Here is a 20,737-nt window from a genome sequence, read left to right on the forward strand (position 1 = left end):
CCCTCGGTCTAGTCCCTCGGATCGTCAGGATCGAGTCCGTGCAACGGGAATACCGCACGCCGGGTGCTGGTAATCGCCTCGTCCACCCGGTGCTCGCTGTCGCCGCCCCAAGGCTGGCAGGTGGGATCGCCGCCGTCCGACAACGTGGGGGGCAGCTCCAGCTGCGGCGCCGCGGCACGCACGGCCCGCAGCCAGCCCTGCGGCATCGGCGTGTCCGGGGCGATGTCGGCGCCGAGCGCGGTCGCCAGCAGATGCGTCCAGGACCTCGGCACCACCTTGACCAGCTGGTAGCCGCCCCCGCCGAGCGCGAGCCAGTTCCCCCCGGCGTGGTGTTCGGCGAGGTCGCGGAGCCGCTGATAAATGGCGCGGTGCCCATCGACGGTGAGCGCGAGGTCGGCGAGCGGGTCATCGCGGTGGGTGTCGACGCCGCATTGGGTGACGAGCAGCTGCGGCTGGAACGCGCCGAGCAGTGAGGGCACCACGGCGTCGAAGGCTCGCAGCCAGCCGGCGTCGGAGGTCATCGGCGGCAGCGCGACGTTCACCGAACCTCCCTGCGCGTTGTCGCCGCCGGTCTCGCTCGGCGTCCCGGTGCCTGGCCACAGTGTCATCGGATGCTGATGCAAGGAGATGGTCAGCACCCTCGGATCGTCGTAGAACGCGGCCTGCACGCCGTCGCCGTGGTGGACGTCGGTGTCGATGTAGGCGATGCGGTCGAAGCCGTTGTCCAGCAGCCAGGAGATCGCGATCGAGCAGTCGTTGTAGATGCAAAAGCCAGCCGCGGTGTCACGCATGGCGTGGTGCAGCCCACCCGCGATGTTGACCGCCCGTTTCGTCACGCCGGACGCGATCTGCCGCGCGGCGAGCAGGCTGGAGCCTGCCACCAGCGATGCGGCCGAGTGCATGTTCTCGAACACCGGGTTGTCGTCGGTGCCAAGTCCATGTCCGACGTCGAATGGCTCACCAGGGGCACGTTTGACGGCATCGAGGTAGTCCTGGCTGTGCACGCGCAGCAACTCGGCCTCCGGTGCCTGTTCCGGCACAAGCAGCGAGACGCCGTCCAGCACACCGAGCTCGCTGGCGAGCCGGATGGTCAGATCCAGCCGGACGGGGTTGAGCGGGTGGGATCCGCCGAGGTCGTAGTCCAGCAGCGCCGAGTTCCACACGACGGCGGCGTCTGTCGGGGTAGCCACCGTGACAGGGTATCCGGCCGGTCCCCGGCTCGCCGTGGACCATGCACGCCCGGCGTGGCCCGAGTCGTCACCGCGTAGCTGCCTCAGTCGTCGTGGCTCTGGGCCGTTCAGCCCGGCTCGGAGCCGGTGGCGGCGGGCCGTTGCGGATCCCTGCTCCACTGCGACCACGACCCCGGATAGAGCGCGGCTGGCTCGCGCCGTCCGGCTGCCTCCAGCGCGAGCACGATCGAGGATGCCGTCACCCCGGAACCGCAGTACGCGCCGACCGGCCGCTCCCCGGTGACGCCGAGCGCGGCGAACCGGGCGGCGAGGTCATCGGCGGGCAGCCAGCGGCCGTTCTCGCCGAGGTGCTCGGTGAACGGCGCGTTGACGGCGCCGGGGATGTGACCCGCGCGGGGATCGACGGGCTCGGTCTCGCCCGCGTAGCGCTCAGGGGCCCGCGCGTCGAGCAGCACGGCCTCCCTGGCGAGCGCGCCAGCCGCGTCGGTGTCCAGCACCGGCATCGCGCCCGGCGTGACCGTGATGTCGCCCGGCTCAGGGTCCGGCACCTCAGCGGTGACCGGCCTGCCCTCCTCGGTCCACGCGGCGAACCCGCCGTCGAGCACCGCCACGTCCGCGTGCCCAGCCCAGCGCAACAGCCACCAGGCGCGAGCAGCGATCGAACCGTCGGCGTCGTCGTAGGCGATGACCACGCTATCGTCGCGCACTCCGGCCGCGCGTAGCGTGCGCTGCAGGTCGGCGGGATCGGGCAGCGGGTGCCTGCCGCCGTCCCCCGGCGCGGCGGCGAGATCGTCGTCGATAGAGAGGAAGACCGCGCCCGGCAGATGTGATTCAGAGTATGATTCATATCCGGGAGGGCCGCTCAGCCGCCAGCGCACGTCCAGTACCACAGGCGGTTGCGTCGACGTGAGGCGTGAGGCGAGTTCTGACGTGCTGATGAGCGGATGCATAATGCCGATTCTTCCGTATCTCATGGCATAACCCGGCGCGCCGCCCGGTTGTTGCCTGATGCGTACTTTGCAGCGCCGACGACTACCATGAAGACGTGACGAAAGGTTGTGTCCCGTGAATGAGCTGATCGACACCACGGAGATGTACCTGCGCACCATCTTCGAGCTCGAAGAGGAGGGTGTCGTGCCGCTGCGGGCGCGGATCGCGGAACGACTGCAGCAGAGCGGGCCCACCGTGAGCCAGACGGTGGCGCGGATGGAACGCGACAAGCTGGTCATCGTCGCTGGCGACCGTCACCTTCAGCTGACCGACCACGGCAGAGAGCTGGCGGTGGCCGTGATGCGCAAGCACCGGCTCGCCGAGCGGCTGCTGGTCGATGTGATCGGCCTGGAATGGGAGCACGTCCACGCCGAGGCGTGCCGCTGGGAGCACGTCATGAGCGAGGCGGTCGAACGCAAGCTCGTCGCGCTCCTGGAGAACCCGACGACCTCACCGTATGGCAACCCGATCCCCGGCCTGGACAAGCTGGGCGTCGGCGAGCCCGCGCCGCCCGCCGAGTCCGGCCTGGTGCGCCTCGACGAGTTCGCCCGCTCCGGTGGCGGCTCCGCCCACATCCGGCGGATAGCTGAGCATGTGCAGATCGACGAGGGGCTGATGGCGCGGCTGCGCTCGGTCGGGCTCGTGCCCGGTGGGACGGTGAACGTCGTCAAACCGACGAACGCACGGGCATCGGACATCGAGATCTCGGGCGACGGCAACGCGCTGCAGGTGGACGCCACGGTCCTGCACGCGGTACTCGCCATCCCCGCCTGAGCGGTCCTGTATTTCCGGTTCGTTCCGGTGGTGTCCGGTTCGGTAGCGGCCGCGATTTCCCCGCGAGTGGTACCACTCGCGGCTAGCGAAGGGTGCACCTCGCACGGCCCTCTCGGCGCGGTACGGTCTGCCGACCAGGAGGGTCAGCTACGCAGCGAAAGGCACGATCGTGATCGACAACGAAGGCACCCGTCACAAGCTCGTGGTCACCGGCGGTGCCGGCTACATCGGCAGTGTCTGCACGGCCCGGCTGCTTGAGGCGGGCCACGAGGTGACCGTCGTCGATGACCTGTCGACCGGGCATCGTGACGCCGTGCCGGACGGCGCTCGGTTCGTCGAGGGTGACGCCGCCGAGGTCGCGCGGACGCTGCTCGCGGACGGCTTCGACGGTGTGCTGCACTTCGCGGCGAAGTCCCTGGTCGGCGAGTCGATGCAGGACCCGAGTAGCTACTGGCACGGCAATGTGCTGACCTCGCTGCGGCTGCTCGACGCGATGCGCGCCCACGGCACCCCGAAGCTGGTGTTCTCCTCCACCGCTGCCACCTACGGCGAGCCGGAACAGACCCCGATCGCCGAGTCGTCGCCCGCTGAGCCGACCAACACCTACGGCGCCACCAAGCTGGCCATCGACCACGCCATCACCAGCTACGCCCGCGCGCACGGGCTAGCGGCGGCGAGCCTGCGCTACTTCAACGTGGCTGGGGCGTACGGCCGCTACGGCGAGCGGCACACCACCGAGACGCATCTGATCCCGATCGTGCTGCAGGTCGCCACCGGGGACCGCACGCAGGTGCAGATCTACGGCGACGACTACCCGACCCCGGACGGCACCGCTGTCCGCGACTACATCCACGTGGTCGACTTGGCCGACGCGCACCTACTCGCGCTGGCCAACGCCTCGGCGGGCGAGCACACGATCTATAACCTCGGCAACGGCACCGGGTTCTCGGTGCGGCAGGTCATCGATGCCTGCCGCGAGGTGACCGGCCACGAGATTCCCGCCGTCGTCGCGCAGCGGCGCGCGGGCGACCCCGCCGTGCTGGTGGCCTCCAGCGCCCGCGCACAGGCGGAGCTGGGGTGGAAGCCGGAGCGGGCCGAGCTGACCGGCATCGTCGCCGACGCCTGGGAGTTCGCGCAGCGGTAGCGGCACGGCGCGGTAGCGGCACGGCGCGGCAGCGCCCTACGCTCGCGGCCTCATGCCGAGGCGTCCAGCGACCACTCCCCCGCACACAGCCCTACGGCGTCGTGTGTCGCCAGTTGGTGGAGCCGGTGCGGCGCGAAGCCGTGCCGCAACGCCCGATCCAGCAGCCCAGCGAGCACGTGGTCCGGGTCGGCGTCGAGCGCCGTGTCGAACGCGATCGCGGCCAGCGCACCGTCGCCGCTCATGTAGGCGGCGTACCCGGCAAGGCAGGCCGGGATGGCGCGTTCCGGCGCGGGCAATGCCCGCGTCAGCTCCGCCCAGAGAACGGCCGCTGCCACGGCCAGGTCGGAGTCCGGCGGGAGCGCCGTCGTCAGGCAGGCGTCGCGGACCTGGAGGTCCGCGAGGGCGATCGCCAGCGTGGCGAGCTGCCGGTCGGACAACGCGAGGTCTCCGCTGTTGGCGGCGCTCAGCGCGGCACGCACGGCGAGGACACGGGCGGCCTGCGGCCACGACTCGGTCACCTCCGCGCGTAGGCTCTCGATGAGCTCCGCGCGGCGCGCCAGCAGGGGTTCGCTGTCCGGCGCCAGCAGGGCCGCGAGTTCGGCCCTGCTGCCGTAGGTCACGTATCCCCTGCTGGCGAACTCGGCCCCGAGCAGGCTGCTCCCGGGGTCGGGCATGACGCCGACGCGCGCCGGATCGTCGTAGCTGCGGTACCGAGCACCGTCGGCCAGCTCCGGCACCCAATAGGACGCCACCTCGGTGACACCGAGCGCGGCGAGTTCGCGACGCAGCGCCTCGACCAGCCGGGCACACGGCGGCACGTCGTTGATGGCATCACCGCCCTGCGCGCCGCCGTCCTGGCCGCCGACAATCACGAGCAGCGCCGAGGTGACGTCGTCGTCCGCGAGTGACGCCGTGATGTGGCGTGCCACCGCGTCGACCAGGTGATCTGGTGGCAGGTCGCCGCGCAGGGTGCGACTCAGGGGTGTGCCGCGTTCGGTTCCGCTGAGCAGCACGACCGAGTCGGTCGGATGAAAACCAAGCAGGTGCGGGATCGCCGCGAGCGTGTCGCCGACGCCGGTGAGGGTGATCTCCGGCGTGCGGGTGGCCGTGGTGTTGGTGCTGGTGTCGCGACCGTCGGTGCGGTCGTTGTCGTGATGAGTCATGCGCACCAGCGTGCTGCCGGGCACCCCTCGGCACGAGACCGATACAGCGGGTGTGGATGAGCGCGCACTGTGGATAACACGGCGCACTATCCAGCGCGGTGAACCGGGTTGGTTCAGCCTTGCACGATGTAGGCCTCGAGCTGTTCCTGTGCGTGTTCCAGCTCGTTCATCCTGCTCTTGACGACGTCACCGATGCTGACGATGCCGGCGAGCCGCCCGTTGAACATGACGGGTACGTGGCGGATCCTGCGTTCGGTCATGAGCACGGTGAGATGATCGACGGTCTCGTCCGGCGTGCATGTCGCGACGTCGGTGGTCATGATCTCGGAGACCGGTGCTCGCAGCGCGTCGGCGCCGCGTTCGTGGAGGCTACGGACGATGTCCCGCTCGGACACGATGCCGACGAGGCCGTCGTCCCCCAGCACGACCATGGCCCCGATGTTGTTCTCAGCCAGCCTGGCGAGCAGTTCCGCCACGGTGGCCGTGGGGTCGATCGTCGCTACCTCAGTGCCTTTACTGCGCAGTACATCGGCGATCCGCATCGAACACCTTCCCGATACTCACGTGACTTGGTTCACAGCAGGTTAACCCGCATTTGGCTGCTCACGGAAGTCACCAGAAGCGTCACGGGGTGGCACAGATCGCTGTTCACGCAGCTCAGGGCCGGAGATGCCAGTGTAATGGCACCCCCGGCCCCGCGAGCGATCTAGCCCGATGCGCCGGTCAGCTGCAACCGGAGGTAGCGCCGCAGCCTTCGCAGGCGTAGCAGGAGCCAGCCGGCCGCATCTTCGTGCCGCAGGTCATGCACAGCGGCGCGTCGGCCGCCTTGCCGAGCTGCAGCTCCATCAGCTCCGTCGTGGTGTGCGCGCCGGTGAGGTCCGGCTTCTCCTCGATGGTCTCCGGCTCGTTCGCCGAGCTGGCACTGCTGGACTCGACGCTGCCGCGCAGCGCGTCCAGATCGACCTCGCTCTCGTCGGAACCGGTGTCCTCCCCCGCGAGCGCCGCCGAGCGCTCCGCCGCGGTGAAGATGCCGAGCTGTTCCCGCTTCTCGTAGGGCAGGTAGTCCAGCGCCAGCCTGCGGAACAGGTAGTCGAGCACGCTGGTCGCGAACCGCACGTCCGGGTCGTCGGTCATGCCGGCCGGCTCGAAGCGCAGGTTCTGGAACTTGCTGACGTAGAACTCCAGCGGAATGCCGTACTGCAGGCCCACCGATATCGACGTCGCGAAGGCGTCCATCACACCGGCCAGTGTCGAACCCTGCTTGCCGAGCTTGACGAAGACCTCGCCCAGCCCGTCATCGGGGTACGAGCCCGCGGTCAGATAGCCCTCGGCCCCGCCGACGGTGAACGACACCGTCTGACTCGGGCGCTTCTTCGGCAGCCGCTTGCGCACCGGCCGGTACTCGACGATCGTCTCCGGCTCGTCCGAGTCCGACGCCGCCTTGTCGGACTTGCCCGTGGACAGCGGCTGGCCCACCTTGCAGTTGTCCCGGTAGATCGCCAGCGCCTTGAGGCCGAGCTGCCAGCCCTTGAAGTAGATCTCCTCGACGTCCTCGACGGTCGCCGACTCCGGCATGTTCACCGTCTTGGAGATCGCGCCGGACAGGAACGGCTGCACCGCCGCCATCATCCGGACGTGTCCCATCGGCGCGATGGCCCGCTCACCCATGGCGCAGTCGAACACCTCGTAGTGCTCCGGCCGCAGGCCAGGCGCGTCGATCACGTGGCCGTGCTCGGCGATGTACTCGACGATCGCCTCGACCTGCTCCTGCTGGTAGCCAAGCGAGGTCAGCGCACGCGGCACCGTCTGGTTGACGATCTGCATGGAGCCGCCGCCGACCAGCTTCTTGAACTTGACCAGCGAGAAGTCCGGCTCGATGCCGGTGGTGTCGCAGTCCATCATGAAGCCGATCGTGCCGGTGGGCGCCAGCACGCTGGCCTGCGCGTTGCGCCAGCCGTTCTTGCTACCGATCTCAATGCCGCGCTGCCACTCCTCCGTGGCCAGCTTGCGCACCGCGCTGTCGTTCGGGTGCTGCGCGCGGATCTCGTCGTTGGCCGCGGCGTGCTTGCGCATCACCCGCTGGTGCGCCTCGGCGTTGCGGGCGTAGCCCTCGTACGGGCCGACGACCCCGGCCAGTTCGGCCGAGCGCCGGTAGGACACGCCCGTCATCAGCGAGGTAATCGCCGCCGCAAGCGACTGGCCGTCCTCCGAGTCGTAGGCGTGGCCGGTCGCCATCAGCAGCGCGCCCAGGTTGGCGTAGCCGATGCCGAGCTGGCGGAACTTCCGTGTCGTGTCGCCGATCGCCTCGGTCGGGAAGTCGGCGAAGCAGATCGAGATGTCCATCGCGGTGATGACGAACTCGACCGCCTTGGCGAACAGCTTGGCGTCGAAAGTGCCGTCGTCGGAGACGAACTTCATCAGGTTCAGCGACGCCAGGTTGCAGCTGGAGTTGTCCAGGTGCATGTACTCCGAGCACGGGTTCGACGCGGTGATGCGGCCCGTCTCGGGGCAGGTGTGCCAGTCGTTGATGGTGTCGTCGTACTGCAGGCCGGGATCGGCGCACTCCCACGCCGCCTTGGCCATCGACTGGAACAGCTCCTTGGCGTCGACCTCGTCGACGACATCACCGGTCGTGCGGGCGCGCAGTCCGAATTTGGTGCCGGACTCGACGGCCCGCATGAACTCGTCGGTGATGCGCACCGAGTTGTTGGCGTTCTGGTACTGCACCGAGGCCATGTCAGCGCCACCGAGGTCCATGTCGAACCCGGCCTCCCGCAGCGCCTTGATCTTGACCTCTTCCCGCGACTTGGTCTGGATGAACTCCTCGATGTCGGGGTGGTCGACGTCGAGCACCACCATCTTGGCCGCGCGACGGGTAGCGCCACCGGACTTGATGGTGCCAGCCGACGCATCCGCGCCGCGCATGAACGACACCGGACCGGACGCGGTGCCACCGGAGTGCAGCAGCTCCCGCGACGACCGGATCCGCGACAGGTTCAGGCCAGCACCGGAGCCGCCCTTGAAGATCAACCCCTCTTCCTTGTACCAGTTCAGGATCGACTCCATGGTGTCGTCGACCGAGAGGATGAAGCAGGCCGAGACCTGCTGCTTCGACCGGGTGCCCACGTTGAACCACACCGGCGAGTTAAAGCTGAACACCTGGTGCAGCAGCATCCAGGTCAGCTCGTGCTCGAACACCTCGGCGTCGTCGTCGGTCGCGAAGTAGCCGTGCTCGATACCCGCCTGGGTGTAGGTCTTCACGACCCGGTCGATCAGCTGCTTGAGGCTGCGCTCCCGCGCCTCGGTACCCACGGCGCCGCGGAAGTACTTGCTGGTCACGATGTTGGTCGCGTTGATCGACCAGAACTCGGGGAACTCGACGCCACGCTGCTCGAAGTTGATCGAGCCGTCTCGCCAGTTCGTCATCACGACATCGCGCTGCTCCCACGTGACCTCGTCATAGGGGTGCACTCCCTCCGTGGTGAACACACGCCGCACCGTCAGCCCCCTCGCTGCCTTGCGCTTCTTGCCTGACGTGGTCTTCACACCCACGGTCTCCGTCATGCCTTCTCCCTCACTGCGGCGTGCGTGACACCCACACGCCGTTCGCTACGTCCTGTCGTGGTCATTCCGTGCCGCTGTCCGCCATTGGGTCCTCGTCCCCGGCCGTCATAGCCGCCCGCAGATCGGCTATCTCCTTCTCGAAGTCCTCGATCGACGTGAACGCCCGGTAGACGCTCGCGAACCGCAGGTAGGCGACTCCATCCAGCTCCCGCAACGGACCAAGAATCGCCAGCCCGACCTCATGACTCGGGATCTCGGCCAGCCCGGCCGATCGGATCGACTCCTCGACGCGGTGCGCGAGCTGCTGCAAGTCATCGTCGTTGACCGGCCGCCCCTGGCATGCGCGCCGGACGCCCGTGACGACCTTCTCCCTGCTGAACTGCTCGGTGACACCGGAGCGCTTCACGACGGCGAGCACCATCGTCTCCGATGTCGTGAAGCGGCGCCCACAGCCCGAACAGGACCTGCGCCGCCGGATCGCCTGCCCGTCATCGACTTCCCGGGAGTCGACGACACGCGAATCCGCATTCCGGCAAAACGGACACCGCATGTGTTTCGCCACCTTTCCCGAGCACGACGACCCCTACCACCGGGCTACCACTCGAGCGCACGGCACTGGCGGTCGATCCCGTGGCTTTCCCATGGACCACCGCTGCCGCGCTATGGACAACCTACGTTGATTCTAACCCAACTTGTGGAACAACTACACCCATGTAACTACTACATGTTGGGGTCGACCCTAGATCGCCTCCGCATGATCCGCAACGACCCGAGGGGGTGAAACCGGCAGCCGTGATCGGCTTCACGACTCCGGCCGCGCGACACGCAGGACACGCCCGGCCATGACAGTCACCGACAGCCTGACTCACTCCCGCACAATCGGCACGCTGAGCACCGCGCCCGCGGTCACCTCGCCCGCCGACACGCCGTTCAACTCCTCGATGCGCGCCACGACCGCACTCGGCTCGACGCCGGGCGCGTACCGCTCGGCCAGCCGCCACAACGACTCCCCCGGCGCGACGGACACCACGGTCGTCGACTCCGGCACCTCGGGAGCGACCCCGCTCGCGAGCTCGCCGACTACCGCGCCAAACCCGAGTGTCACCGCGCAGACCGCCGCAGCGACGGCCACCGCCCAGCGCCATCCAACGGCGGGCCGCCGAACCATACACGCCGAGACCGGAGGCCGCGTCGCGGTGGGTCGCACCCGCGCGCCGCCACCCGGCCGCAGCCGCCCCGGCACCCGCTCGCGACGCCTCGGCACGACCACTGGCCCGGCCACCGGCCTGGCAACGACCCGGCCCGGGGCCGCATTCCGCGCCGCGCTCGCCGCCGCTGTGCCGGCCCTTCTCGCCCCGCTACCGGCACGTGGGCCGTACCCGGCCGCACGGCTTCCGATCAGAACCGGCATCCTGGTCCTCCTTCATCACGTGCCCACCTCGAGGCCGCGATTCATCCACCAACCTCGAACAGCCGTTCTATCGAACGCCTGAGCGAAGGTGTACCATGCGGCACCGACAAAATCGAGGGCGCGCCCAGGCCGCGAACGCGAATCGTGGCCACTGGAGCCGCCACATCAGCGGCCGTACCGGCGGCAATTACCCGGCGTGTCGCTCGAACAATTGTTTGAAGTCATGGGCGTGTCGCGCTACGGTCAACGGCAAGCAGTGCGAAACGACTGGGAGGAAACAAGGCCGTGGCCGACACGAAGAAGTCCACCTCAGGGGGCAAGGCGGGCACGAAGCGCGCGGGCGGCACGAAGACGCCCGACCTGCCCGCCGACGACAACGTCCACAACTTCCCCGACAAGGGTGATCTTGAGGACCTGACCGTCCGCCAGGGCCAGATTCTCGAGGTCATCCGGTCCTGGGTGAGCAGGCTGGGCTACCCCCCGAGCGTGCGCGAGATCGGGGACGCCGTTGGGCTCGCGTCGACGTCCTCGGTGCAGCATCAGCTGCTCGCATTGCAGCGCAAGGGCTACCTCCGGCGAGACCCGAACCGGCCGCGCGCGGTCGGCGTCATTCCCGCCGAAGTCGACCCCGCGACGCTGCGCGGCCCGGACGAGGCCGAGCAGGAGTCGCGGCCGACTCCGGCGTACGTGCCGCTGGTCGGGCGCATCGCCGCAGGCGGGCCGGTGCTCGCGGAGCAGGCCATCGAGGACGTCTTCCCGCTGCCGAAGGACCTCGTCGGGGAGGGCGAGCTGTTCCTGCTCAGCGTGACCGGCGACTCGATGATCGACGCGGCGATCGCCGACGGCGACTGGGTGGTGGTGCGCCAGCAGCCCACCGCCGACAATGGCGACATCGTGGCCGCGATGATCGAGGGGGAAGCGACCGTCAAGACCTTCAAACAGGCCGACGGACACACCTGGTTACTGCCGCAGAACGAGGCGTACGACCCGATCCCCGGCGACGAGGCGACGGTGCTCGGCAAGGTCGTCGCGGTGCTACGGCGGCTCTGAGCGCTGGTGAGGCACTGACCAGTCAGACCCGCCTGCGGTACCAGCTCCAGCCCGCGTACACCAAGCCAACCACGCTCGCGGCGACGATGAAGCCGGGGACGGGCGCCAGCCCGGCTTCGTCCGCCGCGCGGCGTTCGTCCGCCCCCGCGGCCGCCGGCTGGCCGGGACCCGGCTCGCCGTTCCCGGCCTCCGAGCGAGCTGCGGCCGCATGTGCCTTCGCCACGGCGCCGGGTACCGCACGGATCGGTAGGCCACCGCCCTCCCCTGCGGACAGCAGCGTGCCATCCGGCGTGAACGCGATCGCCTCGCCCTGCGGCTCGTTCGGCAACGGAATCCGAACCGGGTCCCGCTCCAGCGCCTCGACGAGGTGACCGTTGGGCGCGGGGAACAGGTAGGCATCGGTGTAGGTGCGCAGTGCGATCACACTGCCGTCCGCGTTGACCGCACCGCCGGTAACCAGTGCTGAACTCGCGCCGCCGACCGGACCGCCCGGCGTGTCACTGCTGGGAATGTCCACCTCGGCGACCTTGACCAGCGGCGTCGGGCCAGGGCTGCGCAGCCGCGCGTCTGGCCGGTACACCTTCGCGGTGCCCAGTACGTTCTTGGTCACGATGTGTGGCACGCCGGACGGCCCGAGCAGCAGCGCCTCGGCGTCGTGTTTGCCGTCGGGGTAGGTCAGCCGGTGTAGCCGCGCGGTGCCGTCGGGGCGCAGCGTGTGCACCGCGACCGTGTCGCGTTCCGCGCTGTTGTCGCCGGTGTCGGCCAGCCAGAGTGTTCCGTCGTTCGCCAGCGCGAGGTCTTCGACGTCGTACGGGTCGATCGCGCCGGTGATGACGTTCCGCACCGTGCAGGAGCGGTCCAGCACGTAGACCTTGAGGGAGCTGCCACCGTCGGCGATGGCGTACCACTGCGATGCATCAGCGGCGAGGCCGGACAACTCGGTGAGCCGCTCGTCGCGCACGGTGCACAATGCCTTCGGCGCCGCGCTTGCCGACGCCGCGGCGGCCTGCGCGGTGCGGGCCGAACCACCGCCAACCGTCAGGCCAGGCAACACCACCAGCGCAATCGCCGTGCAGGCCGCGACCATCGCGGGGACGGCCGCTCGGAACGCGCGTGGCTTACGCGACCGACCCATTGGCGGCGAACTCACTCAGCGCGGCGGCCAGCTCGGGATGCACCCGCGCGGTCAGCCGGGTACCGCCTTCGATGTGGTCTTCGGTCAGTACTTCGCCCTCGGCGTGCACCCGCGACACCAGCTCGCCCCGCGTGTAGGGCACCAGCGCGTCGATCCGCGCGGCCGGCCGGGGCACTCGGTGCGCCAGCTCCTCGACCAGCGCGTCGATGCCCTCACCGGTGACGGCCGAGACGACCAGCGCGCCCGGCAGCAGCGTGCGCAGCCGCGCGAGCGCCAGCTCGTCCGCCGCGTCCGCCTTGTTGATCACGAGCAGTTCCGGCGGCAGCGACTCGCCCTGGTGATCCGCGACATCGCCGAGCACTTCCCGCACGGCGTTGACCTGGTCCTCTGGAGCGGGATCCGAACCGTCAACGACGTGGAGCAGCAGGTCGGCGTGCGCCGTCTCCTCCAACGTCGAACGGAAGGCGTCCACCAGCTGGTGTGGCAGGTGCCGCACGAACCCGACGGTGTCGGTAAGCGTGAACGCCCTGCCATCGGGCGTCGTCGCCCGGCGCGTCGTCGGGTCCAGGGTGGCGAACAGCGAGTCCTCCACCAACACTCCGGCGCCGGTGAGCGCGTTGAGCAAGCTCGACTTGCCCGCGTTCGTGTAGCCGACGATCGCGACGCTGGGCACCGCGTTGGCGAGCCTGCGGCTGCGCTTGGTCTCGCGGATGGTGTCCATCGATGCGATTTCCCTGCGCAGCTTGGCGACGCGCTTGCTGATCCGCCGCCGGTCGGTCTCGAGCTTCGTCTCACCGGGACCACGCAGACCGACACCGCCGCCGGCGCCACCGGCACGACCACCGGCCTGCCGGGACAGCGACTCACCCCAACCGCGCAGCCGGGGAATCAAGTACTGCAGCTGCGCCAGCTCGACCTGCGCCTTGCCTTCGCGGGAGCGGGCGTGCTGAGCGAAGATGTCCAGGATCAACGCGGTCCGGTCGATCACCTTCACCGAGAGCTTGTTCTCCAGCTGCCGCAGCTGGCCGGGCGAGAGCTCACCATCGGCGATCACGGTGTCGGCCCCGGTCGTGCGCACGATGCCCGCGAGTTCGCGCACCTTGCCCGAGCCGATGTATGTGGCGGGATCGGGCCGGTTGCGGCGCTGGACCACACCGTTGAGCACCTCGGAACCAGCGGTTTCCGCCAGCCTGCCCAGCTCGGCGAGCGATGCCTCCGACTGTGCCGCGGTGCCCTCGGTCCACACCCCAACGAGCACGACGCGTTCGAGGCGGAGCTTTCGATATTCGACCTCAGTGACATCGGAGAGCTCAGTGGAAAGTCCCGCGACTCGCCGGAGGGCTGCGCGCCCCTCGCGTTCCCACTCTCCGGCGGACAGGTCGGTCATCCCGTCGCGCGAGTTGTCGGTGTAGGCATCACTGCTCTGTGCGATTTCCGTCATCGTGCCCTCATCGTCCCACGATGACGGCCATAGCGGCGAGTGATTTCGTCCGTCGACACACCGCGAGCGCCGCGATCGGACCAGCGATCGTCACGCAGGGTCACTCCACCAGTCGTCGTTAAGCACTCCTTCGGCCAGGATGACGGCGGGGCCGGTGAGCGTTGCCCCGCTGGGTTGGACACGCACGGTGACTTCCCCGCCGGGGATCCGCACGATCCGGGTGCCGGTGTCCTCCCCGTCGGCGTACAGGTCGGCCGCGGCCGCGGCGACCGTGCCGGTGCCACAGGAGCGCGTCTCGCCCACGCCGCGTTCGAACACCCGCATCCGCAGGACGTCGTCGCCGAGCCGGTTGAGGAACTCCACGTTGACGCCGTGCGGGAAATCGGCGGGGTCGACGTCCGGCTGCCGCGTCAGGTCCAGCTCCGCGACGTCGGTGTCGAGCGTGGTGACCAAGTGCGGGTTGCCGACATTGACCGCGATGCCCGCGTAGCGCGTGCCGGCCAGCGTCGCCGCCGACGTCCCGGTCACGGCGGCCTTGCCCATATCTATCGTGACGCTGCGGTCGGCGTTCACCACGACCGGCCGGTCCCCCGCCCTGCTGCCGACGACGAACTCGCTCGCGTCGACCAGTCCCGCGTCGACCAGGTACCGCGCGAACACCCGCACTCCGTTGCCGCACATCTCCGCGATCGACCCGTCGGCGTTGCGGTAGTCCATGAACCACCCGCTCGCCGAGCCCACCGCACCACGGACGTCGGCGGGCAGCGCCGACGTGCGCACGATGCGCAGCACCCCGTCCGCGCCGATGCCACGCTGCCGGTCGCACAGCGCCCGCACGCGCTCCTCGGTCAGGTCCAGGGTCGCGTCGGGGTCGGGCAGCAGCACGAAGTCGTTCTGCGTGCCGTGCCCTTTCAGGAAGGTGATGCCCACGCCGTTCACCATACCGAGGAGCCCGAAGGCAGGCCGACGGGCATACCCTCGCTGACCTGCCCGTTCGGCTTCCTCGGTCGGTTCGGTCGCTACTGGCGGCGGACGTGGTCGATGACACCGGTCAGCACACCGGGCTCGGCGGCATCGAACCACGTGACCCGCTTGTCACGGCGGAACCAGGAGCGCTGCCTGCGCACGAACCGGCGGGTGGCCCGCGCGGTGTTTGCGGCGGCGGCCGCGAAGTCCCCTTCACCGTCCAATGCGGCGAGCACCTGCTGGTAGCCGAGCGCGCGGGGCGCCGTGGTGCCTTCTCGCAGGCCCTGGTCGATCAGCGCGCGCACCTCATCGATGAGCCCCGCCTCGAACATCCGCTCCACCCGGACGTCGACCCGCTGGTCCAGCTCCGCCACGTCGCGGTCCAGCCCGACGAGCACGGTGTCGTACCGGGGCGTACCGCGTTCCGGCATGGTCGCGGAGAACGGCCGTCCGGTGATGGTGATGACCTCCAGCGCCCGCACGATGCGGCGAGTGTTGCTTGGCAGGATCGCGGTGGCGGCGTCTGGGTCCTGCTCGGCGAGTCGCGCGTGCATCGCCTCGGACCCCATCTCCTCGGCCTCGCGCGTCAGCCGCGCCCGCACATCGGGATCGGTGCCGGGAAAACGCAGGTCGTCGACGATGGCCTGCACGTACAGTCCGGAGCCACCGCAGATCACCGGAACCGTGCCATCGGCGAGCAGCCGTTCGACGCACGCGCGCGCGTCGCGCTGGTACGCGGCGACCGACGCGGTCTCGGTGACATCGAGGACATCGAGCAGGTGGTGGTCCACGCCGCGGCGCTCCTCGGGCGGCACCTTCGCGGTGCCGATGTCCATCCCCCGGTAGAGCTGCATCGCGTCTGCGTTGATCACCTCGCCGCCGAGCGCGAGCGCTAGCTCGATCGCGAGGTCGGACTTGCCGGTCGCGGTGGGGCCGACGACGGCGACGGGCCGCAGGGGACGTTCGGCTGGCTCGCGGGGGCCGCTCATCGAGCCTCCCAGGTCGCGACGTGGTAGCCCACCCCGAACGGCGCCGACGAGTAGTGCAGCGTTGCGTGCCACTCGCGGGTCCGCGCGAGACCACCCGCTACTTGCCAGGCAACCCTGCCCGCCGCACCGAGCTTCGCGCACAGCCCGGGGTCGATGCGCGCGAGCCCGTCAGCGTCCGCGCCACGCAGCGCGTCCGCGATGCTGGCGTCGAACTCGGGCGCCCGGTCGTCATTGCCGCCGGGTGACTTCGCACCGTGCCGGTTCGAGCCGTCGGCCAGCACGAGTAGCGCGGTGTCGTCGCTGGTGGCGAGCGTGCCCCCGGTGCGCTCGCAGTCGGACTGCGACGTCGTTGGATCCAACACGTCGACCGTGACAGCATCGGCGCCGACCTGCTCCCGCAACCAGCCCGCGAGCAGTACCGGCAGCGGCAGCGCGGTGGACACCTCGGCATCCTTCGACAGGGTGATGTCGACGGCGGCCCCGTACCCGGCGAAACCGCCCCGTCGCGCGGCGTACGTGCCGGGCCCGCTGGCGTCGGCCGCGACGGCGCGCCAGTTGCTCGCGCTGTGCCGCAGCCAGCGCACGGCGGCGATCACGGCGGACCGGAGCTCGACGATCTGCCGGTCATCGCCCGGCGCAAGCTGGGGTACCAGCAGTGGCGGGTACGGCACGATGGCCACGCGGGTGATCACGCCGATCGAGCGTACGCGGCGTCGTCGGGGCGCCACAGCGACGGCCCGGAGTCGGGCAATCGCGGCACTGGAGTACCGAACTCGATGCTGACCTGCTTGAATGCGGCGAGCACCTAGTGAAGGGTAGACACCAGGTGTAAGCACTGTCCGGCCCCGCCACCCGCGGGGCGCCACCGGCGATGCCAGGCCGGGGCACACAGCCGACAAAGGAGCCGTGATGGCTGACCACAAGGCGACCGAGGAGACCACCACGCACGCGCCAGCGCCGACAGAGGTGTTGCAAGGCCACGTGAGCATCGCCCATGCGGCGCCACCGGTGCCCAACGCCGAAGCCGCCCCGTCCCGCTGGGGCCGCATCGATGACGACGGCACCGTGTACGTCACGACCTCCAGCGGGGAACGCACGGTCGGTATCTGGCAGGCGGGATCGGCCGAGGCAGGGCTGCTGCACTACGCCCGCAAGTTCGACGACATCCGCACCGAGGTCGAGCTGCTCGAATCGCGCCTGAGCACCGGGCGTGGCAATCCGAAGCAGGCACTGCAGACGGCGGCGCACATCAGGGAAGGCCTCGATGAAGCGCCGGTCGTCGGTGACATCGACGCGCTGCGCGCTCGGCTGGACCACGTGATCGAGCACGCCGAGAAGGCCGTCGGCGAGGCCAAGCAGGAGCGCGAGGCAACCCGTGCCGCCGCGATCAAGCGCAAGGAGGAACTGGCGGCTGAGGCGGAGGCCATCTCGGAGAACTCGACGCAGTGGAAGGTGGCCGGCGACCGGCTCAAGGAGATCCTCGACGAGTGGAAGACCATCAAGGGGATCGACCGCAAGACCGACGACGAACTGTGGAAGCGGTTCTCCAAGGCAAGGGAGAACTTCAACCGGCGGCGTGGCTCGCACTTCGCTGAGCTGGACAAACAACGCGCCCAGGCGAAGGCCCGCAAGGAGGAGCTGATCGCCGAGGCAGAGTCCCTTGTCGACTCGACGGACTGGGGCCCGACGGCGAACCGCTACAAGCAGCTGATGAGTGAGTGGAAGGCGGCAGGCAGAGCACCGCGCGACACCGACGAGGCGCTGTGGCAGCGGTTCCGCGCCGCGCAGGACACCTTCTTCTCACGCAGGTCGGCGGCGTTCTCCGAGCGGGACGCCGAGTTCACCGAGAACGCCCGGCGCAAGGAGGAGCTGCTGGCCGAGGCGGACAAGATCGACCCGTCGGCCAACCTGGAGGCCGCCAAGGCGCAGCTGCGCAAGATCCAGGACCGCTGGGACGAGATTGGCAAGGTCCCCCGGGAGCGGATCCGCGAGCTCGACGGCAGGCTCAAAGCCATCCAGGACCGGATCAGGTCCGCCGAGGACAGCAAGTGGCGGCGCACCGACCCGGAAGCGCTAGCCCGTGCCGCGCAGTTCCGGGAACGGGTCGAGCAGTTCGAGGAGCAGGCCGCCAAGGCACGCGCCGCGGGCGATGCGCGTCGCGCCAAGCAAGCCGAGGAGCAGGCCGCGCAGTGGCGAGAGTGGTTGCAGGCCGCCGAGAGGGCCGTGGCGGAGCGGTGAGCGACGCTGGCGAGACGACTAGCGACGCGACCAGCACCGAAGCGACCGGCACGCCCGTCAGCGAGCCCGAGCTTGCGGCGTTCAACGAGCTGCTGACCACGCACATCCCCGCGGCGGGCCGGATGGGCGTGCGCGCGGTGGAGCTACGGCGTGGCTATGCCCGCACCGAACTGCCGCTGGAAGGCAACGGCAACCACATCGGCATGCTCTACGCGGGGTGCTTGTTCACCGCGGCCGAGGTGCTCGGCGGGGCGCTGCACTTCAGCAGCTTCGACCTCGCCTCGTGCTATCCCGTCGTCAAGGATCTCGCCATCCGGTTCCTGCGGCCCGCCCGCACGGCGGTCACCGCGTCGGTGTCGCTACCCGAGGAGCGGATCACCGAGCTACAGGCGATCTGTGACGCCGAGGGCAAGGCCGAATTCACGCTGGAGACGGACATCCTCGACGCCGATGGCACCGTCGTCGCGGCCACCACCGGGACGTACCAGATCCGCCAGCACGGCCGCTGACACCCGCCGACCCGGGGCTCACCCGCCGACTAGCGCAGAGCCAGGCGCTACTCCACCATGTCCGGCCGGGACCACGCGGTGCGCAGCCAGTTCGCCGCGAGCAGGATCATCAGCACCAGCGCGAGGCTCATGCCGATCCCCGGACCTGCCCCGGCAAGCCCTGACGCGCCGGATGACTGCTGCGACCAGATCGCGAGCAGGCCGTCCACCGAGGCGATACTGCAGCCGACAGCGCACACCCACGCCAGCCACCAGCGGCGAGCGACCAGCGTCAGCGCGGAGAGCGCCACACCGAATCCCGCCGCGGTCGCCGCGAACAGCTTCGGGATGCCGATCTCGCTGTAGAGCAGCACTTCCCAGCCAGCGTCGTCGCCCACCCACGGCAGCAACTGGACGATAATGACGGCGAACACGAGCACCGCGATGACGAAGCCACGTCTGCCGGGGTCGATCCTGCGAGCTACCGCGCGCTCGACCTCGTCGATCTCTTGGCGCAACTCGGCCACTTCACGCTCCTCGTCGAATCGGTCGTGATCACCTGAGTGGCCGTCCGGATCGCTCACCACGGCGCGCTCGCCTCCCTCGTTCAGCACACCGAGCACCCGCCGGTGGCCGGTTCCGGCTGGGGCCGCGCCCCGACGGCAGGCATGCCGAGCCCGACCTGCTCGATGCCGTCGGTGCGGGGACGCCGTCCCGCCTCCGCGTTGTCGCCCGCCGTTGTGCGGCGGTGGGACAGCACCTCGGCGTCAGCGACCAGGTGGTGCGGCGCGCCGTAGGTGATGGTGGTTTCCACGATGTCGCCCGGCCGCACCTCACCGTCCACGGCATCGCCATTCGGCATGAAGTGCACGAGCCTGCCATCGCGGGCACGCCCGCTCATCCGGTGCGTCTCGGCGTCCTTGCGCCCCTCACCGGTGGCGACCAGCAGCTCCACCCGCTGCCCGACCAGGCGCTTGCTTTCCTCCCATGCGATCTCGTCCTGCAGCGCGACCAGCCGGTCGTAGCGCTCCTGCACGACGTGCTTGGGTAGCTGATCCGGCAAATCGGCGGCGGGCGTGCCCGGCCGCTTGGAGTACTGGAAAGTGAACGCGCCGGAGAACCGCGCCTGCCGTACGACGTCGAGGGTGCCCTGGAAGTCCTCCTCGGTCTCGCCGGGGAAACCCACGATGATGTCGGTGGTGATCGCGGCGTCCGGCATCCGCTCGCGCACCTTGTCGATGATCGACAGGAACCTGCTGCTGCGGTAGGAGCGCCGCATCGCCTTGAGCACCCTGTCGGAGCCAGATTGCAGCGGCATGTGCAGCTGCGGGCACACGTTCGGCGTCTCAGCCATCGCGTCGATCACGTCGTCGGTGAACGCCGCGGGGTGCGGCGAGGTGAACCGGACCCGCTCGAGGCCGTCGATCTCGCCGCAGGCGCGGAGCAGTTTGCCGAAGGCGTAGCGGTCGCCGAACTCGACACCGTAGGAGTTGACGTTCTGCCCGAGCAGCGTCACCTCGAGCACGCCCTCCGCGACCAGCGCCTCCACCTCGGCGAGCACGTCGCCGGGCCTGCGGTCGCGCTCCTTGCCGCGCAGCGAGGGCACGATGCAGAAGGTGCAGGTGTTGTTGCAGCCCACCGAGATCGACACCCAGCCGGAGTAGGCCGAGTCGCGCCGCGCGGGCAGCGTCGACGGGAACGTCTCCAGCGACTCCAGGATCTCGACCTCGGCCTCGCGGTTGTGCCGCGCGCGTTCCAGCAGCGTCGGCAGCGAACCGATGTTGTGGGTACCGAACACGACGTCGACCCACGGCGCGCGCTTGACAATCTCGCCACGATCCTTCTGCGCGAGACACCCACCGACCGCGATCTGCATGTCGGGGCGCGCCTTCTTCACCCGCGCGAGGTGGCCCAGGTTGCCGTACAGCTTGTTGTCGGCGTTCTCCCTGACCGCGCACGTGTTGAACACGACCACGTCGGCCTCGTCCGGCGTACGGCCCTCGGCGGGAACATAGCCAGCGCCTTCGAGTTGCCCAGCGAGACGTTCGGTGTCGTGCACGTTCATCTGGCAGCCGAACGTGCGGATCTGGTAAGTGCGTGCCACCCCTCCAGGGTAGGACGTCGCGCACCGGCGACGACCGCTGGCTGCTCCGACTGTAGCTCCGCGGATCTCGGGTCGATATCGATCACGACA

Annotated in this window: 19 protein-coding genes; 5 read left to right on the top strand and 14 right to left on the bottom strand. The window is 69.5% G+C overall.

Annotated elements, in window-relative coordinates; genetic code table 11:
- Window positions 1-8 precede the first annotated feature (8 nt).
- Together AMYHA_RS18165 and AMYHA_RS18170 are read right to left on the bottom strand one after the other, a co-directional pair.
- Complete coding sequence (locus tag AMYHA_RS18165; protein WP_034272886.1) at window positions 9-1,190, bottom strand: acetoin utilization protein AcuC; 1,182 nt, start codon at window positions 1,188-1,190, stop codon at window positions 9-11.
- A gap of 107 nt (window positions 1,191-1,297) precedes the next feature.
- Complete coding sequence (locus AMYHA_RS18170) at window positions 1,298-2,140, bottom strand: sulfurtransferase (protein ID WP_034272888.1); 843 nt, start codon at window positions 2,138-2,140, stop codon at window positions 1,298-1,300.
- A gap of 115 nt (window positions 2,141-2,255) precedes the next feature.
- On the opposite strand from AMYHA_RS18170, the gene AMYHA_RS18175 reads away from it, so the two are divergent.
- Both AMYHA_RS18175 and galE read left to right on the top strand, forming a co-directional pair.
- Window positions 2,256-2,954, top strand: a complete 699-nt coding sequence (locus tag AMYHA_RS18175) for a metal-dependent transcriptional regulator (RefSeq protein WP_034272891.1) — start codon at window positions 2,256-2,258, stop codon at window positions 2,952-2,954.
- Window positions 2,955-3,123: 169 nt separating this feature from the next.
- A complete protein-coding gene (gene galE / locus AMYHA_RS18180; RefSeq protein ID WP_407919890.1) occupies window positions 3,124-4,098 on the top strand; it encodes a UDP-glucose 4-epimerase GalE in 975 nt (324 codons plus the stop codon).
- A gap of 50 nt (window positions 4,099-4,148) precedes the next feature.
- Here galE and AMYHA_RS18185 read toward each other — a convergent pair whose 3' ends face one another.
- The 5 genes from AMYHA_RS18185 to AMYHA_RS27990 form a co-directional block, all read right to left on the bottom strand.
- Window positions 4,149-5,261 carry a DUF4192 domain-containing protein gene (locus AMYHA_RS18185; protein ID WP_157362231.1) on the bottom strand — a complete coding sequence of 371 codons (1,113 nt, stop codon included), beginning with the start codon at window positions 5,259-5,261 and terminating at the stop codon, window positions 4,149-4,151.
- Between the two features lie 113 nt (window positions 5,262-5,374).
- The gene (locus AMYHA_RS18190; RefSeq protein WP_034272894.1) at window positions 5,375-5,803 is read right to left on the bottom strand and encodes a CBS domain-containing protein; all 429 of its coding nucleotides are present in this window, start codon (window positions 5,801-5,803) and stop codon (window positions 5,375-5,377) included.
- Window positions 5,804-5,984: 181 nt separating this feature from the next.
- On the bottom strand, window positions 5,985-8,825 hold the full coding sequence (locus AMYHA_RS18195; protein WP_034272897.1) for a vitamin B12-dependent ribonucleotide reductase: 2,841 nt from the start codon (window positions 8,823-8,825) through the stop codon (window positions 5,985-5,987).
- Window positions 8,826-8,886: 61 nt separating this feature from the next.
- Window positions 8,887-9,375, bottom strand: a complete 489-nt coding sequence (nrdR, locus tag AMYHA_RS18200) for a transcriptional regulator NrdR (protein WP_034272900.1) — start codon at window positions 9,373-9,375, stop codon at window positions 8,887-8,889.
- A gap of 315 nt (window positions 9,376-9,690) precedes the next feature.
- Entirely contained in the window at window positions 9,691-10,236 is a 546-nt protein-coding gene (locus tag AMYHA_RS27990; RefSeq protein ID WP_157362233.1) for a LysM peptidoglycan-binding domain-containing protein, read from the bottom strand.
- 360 nt (window positions 10,237-10,596) lie between these two features.
- Here AMYHA_RS27990 and lexA point away from each other — a divergent pair, with 360 nt between their 5' ends.
- On the top strand, window positions 10,597-11,286 hold the full coding sequence (lexA, locus tag AMYHA_RS18210) for a transcriptional repressor LexA (protein ID WP_034277812.1): 690 nt from the start codon (window positions 10,597-10,599) through the stop codon (window positions 11,284-11,286).
- 22 nt (window positions 11,287-11,308) lie between these two features.
- On the opposite strand, the gene AMYHA_RS18215 is transcribed toward lexA, so the two are convergent.
- The 5 genes from AMYHA_RS18215 to AMYHA_RS18235 all read right to left on the bottom strand — a co-directional run bounded on the left by AMYHA_RS18215 (window position 11,309) and on the right by AMYHA_RS18235 (window position 16,509).
- On the bottom strand, window positions 11,309-12,421 hold the full coding sequence (locus AMYHA_RS18215; RefSeq protein ID WP_231104798.1) for an esterase-like activity of phytase family protein: 1,113 nt from the start codon (window positions 12,419-12,421) through the stop codon (window positions 11,309-11,311).
- Window positions 12,405-13,862, bottom strand: coding sequence for a GTPase HflX (hflX, locus tag AMYHA_RS18220; RefSeq protein ID WP_034272903.1), 1,458 nt, complete (start codon window positions 13,860-13,862; stop codon window positions 12,405-12,407). Before hflX ends, AMYHA_RS18215 begins: the two co-directional genes overlap by 17 nt.
- Window positions 13,863-13,952: 90 nt before the next feature.
- On the bottom strand, window positions 13,953-14,792 hold the full coding sequence (dapF, locus tag AMYHA_RS18225; RefSeq protein WP_231104800.1) for a diaminopimelate epimerase: 840 nt from the start codon (window positions 14,790-14,792) through the stop codon (window positions 13,953-13,955).
- Window positions 14,793-14,881: 89 nt separating this feature from the next.
- On the bottom strand, window positions 14,882-15,817 hold the full coding sequence (gene miaA, locus AMYHA_RS18230; protein WP_169732954.1) for a tRNA (adenosine(37)-N6)-dimethylallyltransferase MiaA: 936 nt from the start codon (window positions 15,815-15,817) through the stop codon (window positions 14,882-14,884).
- The gene (locus AMYHA_RS18235; protein ID WP_034272907.1) at window positions 15,814-16,509 is read right to left on the bottom strand and encodes a class III extradiol dioxygenase subunit B-like domain-containing protein; all 696 of its coding nucleotides are present in this window, start codon (window positions 16,507-16,509) and stop codon (window positions 15,814-15,816) included. The genes miaA and AMYHA_RS18235 overlap by 4 nt, the downstream gene beginning before the upstream one ends.
- A gap of 217 nt (window positions 16,510-16,726) precedes the next feature.
- Here AMYHA_RS18235 and AMYHA_RS18240 point away from each other — a divergent pair, with 217 nt between their 5' ends.
- Window positions 16,727-18,055 carry a DUF349 domain-containing protein gene (locus AMYHA_RS18240; protein WP_034272910.1) on the top strand — a complete coding sequence of 443 codons (1,329 nt, stop codon included), beginning with the start codon at window positions 16,727-16,729 and terminating at the stop codon, window positions 18,053-18,055.
- Window positions 18,052-18,564 (top strand): PaaI family thioesterase, encoded by a 513-nt coding sequence (locus AMYHA_RS18245; protein ID WP_231104802.1) that lies wholly within the window; start codon window positions 18,052-18,054, stop codon window positions 18,562-18,564. The genes AMYHA_RS18240 and AMYHA_RS18245 overlap by 4 nt, the downstream gene beginning before the upstream one ends.
- A gap of 47 nt (window positions 18,565-18,611) precedes the next feature.
- Here AMYHA_RS18245 and AMYHA_RS18250 read toward each other — a convergent pair whose 3' ends face one another.
- Together AMYHA_RS18250 and miaB are read right to left on the bottom strand one after the other, a co-directional pair.
- Window positions 18,612-19,130: an Rv2732c family membrane protein gene (locus tag AMYHA_RS18250; RefSeq protein ID WP_407919912.1), complete on the bottom strand. Its 519-nt coding sequence runs from the start codon at window positions 19,128-19,130 to the stop codon at window positions 18,612-18,614.
- A 20-nt stretch (window positions 19,131-19,150) separates the two neighbouring features.
- Window positions 19,151-20,647, bottom strand: a complete 1,497-nt coding sequence (gene miaB / locus AMYHA_RS18255; protein WP_034272913.1) for a tRNA (N6-isopentenyl adenosine(37)-C2)-methylthiotransferase MiaB — start codon at window positions 20,645-20,647, stop codon at window positions 19,151-19,153.
- Window positions 20,648-20,737: the final 90 nt, after the last annotated feature.

The organism is Haloechinothrix halophila YIM 93223, from assembly GCF_000504245.1.
In the GTDB taxonomy this organism is placed as follows: Bacteria; Actinomycetota; Actinomycetes; order Mycobacteriales; family Pseudonocardiaceae; genus Haloechinothrix_A; species Haloechinothrix_A halophila.

Bases quoted from the DNA above. Each gene is read 5' to 3' on its own strand.
- AMYHA_RS18170 (WP_034272888.1), bottom strand. From the start codon at position 2,140: ATGCATCCGCTCATCAGCACGTCAGAACTCGCCTCACGCCTCACGTCG.
- AMYHA_RS18185 (WP_157362231.1), bottom strand. From the start codon at position 5,261: ATGACTCATCACGACAACGACCGCACCGACGGTCGCGACACCAGCACC.
- AMYHA_RS18190 (WP_034272894.1), bottom strand. From the start codon at position 5,803: ATGCGGATCGCCGATGTACTGCGCAGTAAAGGCACTGAGGTAGCGACG.
- AMYHA_RS18195 (WP_034272897.1), bottom strand. From the start codon at position 8,825: ATGACGGAGACCGTGGGTGTGAAGACCACGTCAGGCAAGAAGCGCAAG.
- nrdR (WP_034272900.1), bottom strand. From the start codon at position 9,375: ATGCGGTGTCCGTTTTGCCGGAATGCGGATTCGCGTGTCGTCGACTCC.
- AMYHA_RS27990 (WP_157362233.1), bottom strand. From the start codon at position 10,236: ATGCCGGTTCTGATCGGAAGCCGTGCGGCCGGGTACGGCCCACGTGCC.
- AMYHA_RS18215 (WP_231104798.1), bottom strand. From the start codon at position 12,421: ATGGGTCGGTCGCGTAAGCCACGCGCGTTCCGAGCGGCCGTCCCCGCG.
- hflX (WP_034272903.1), bottom strand. From the start codon at position 13,862: ATGACGGAAATCGCACAGAGCAGTGATGCCTACACCGACAACTCGCGC.
- miaA (WP_169732954.1), bottom strand. From the start codon at position 15,817: ATGAGCGGCCCCCGCGAGCCAGCCGAACGTCCCCTGCGGCCCGTCGCC.
- AMYHA_RS18240 (WP_034272910.1), top strand. From the start codon at position 16,727: ATGGCTGACCACAAGGCGACCGAGGAGACCACCACGCACGCGCCAGCG.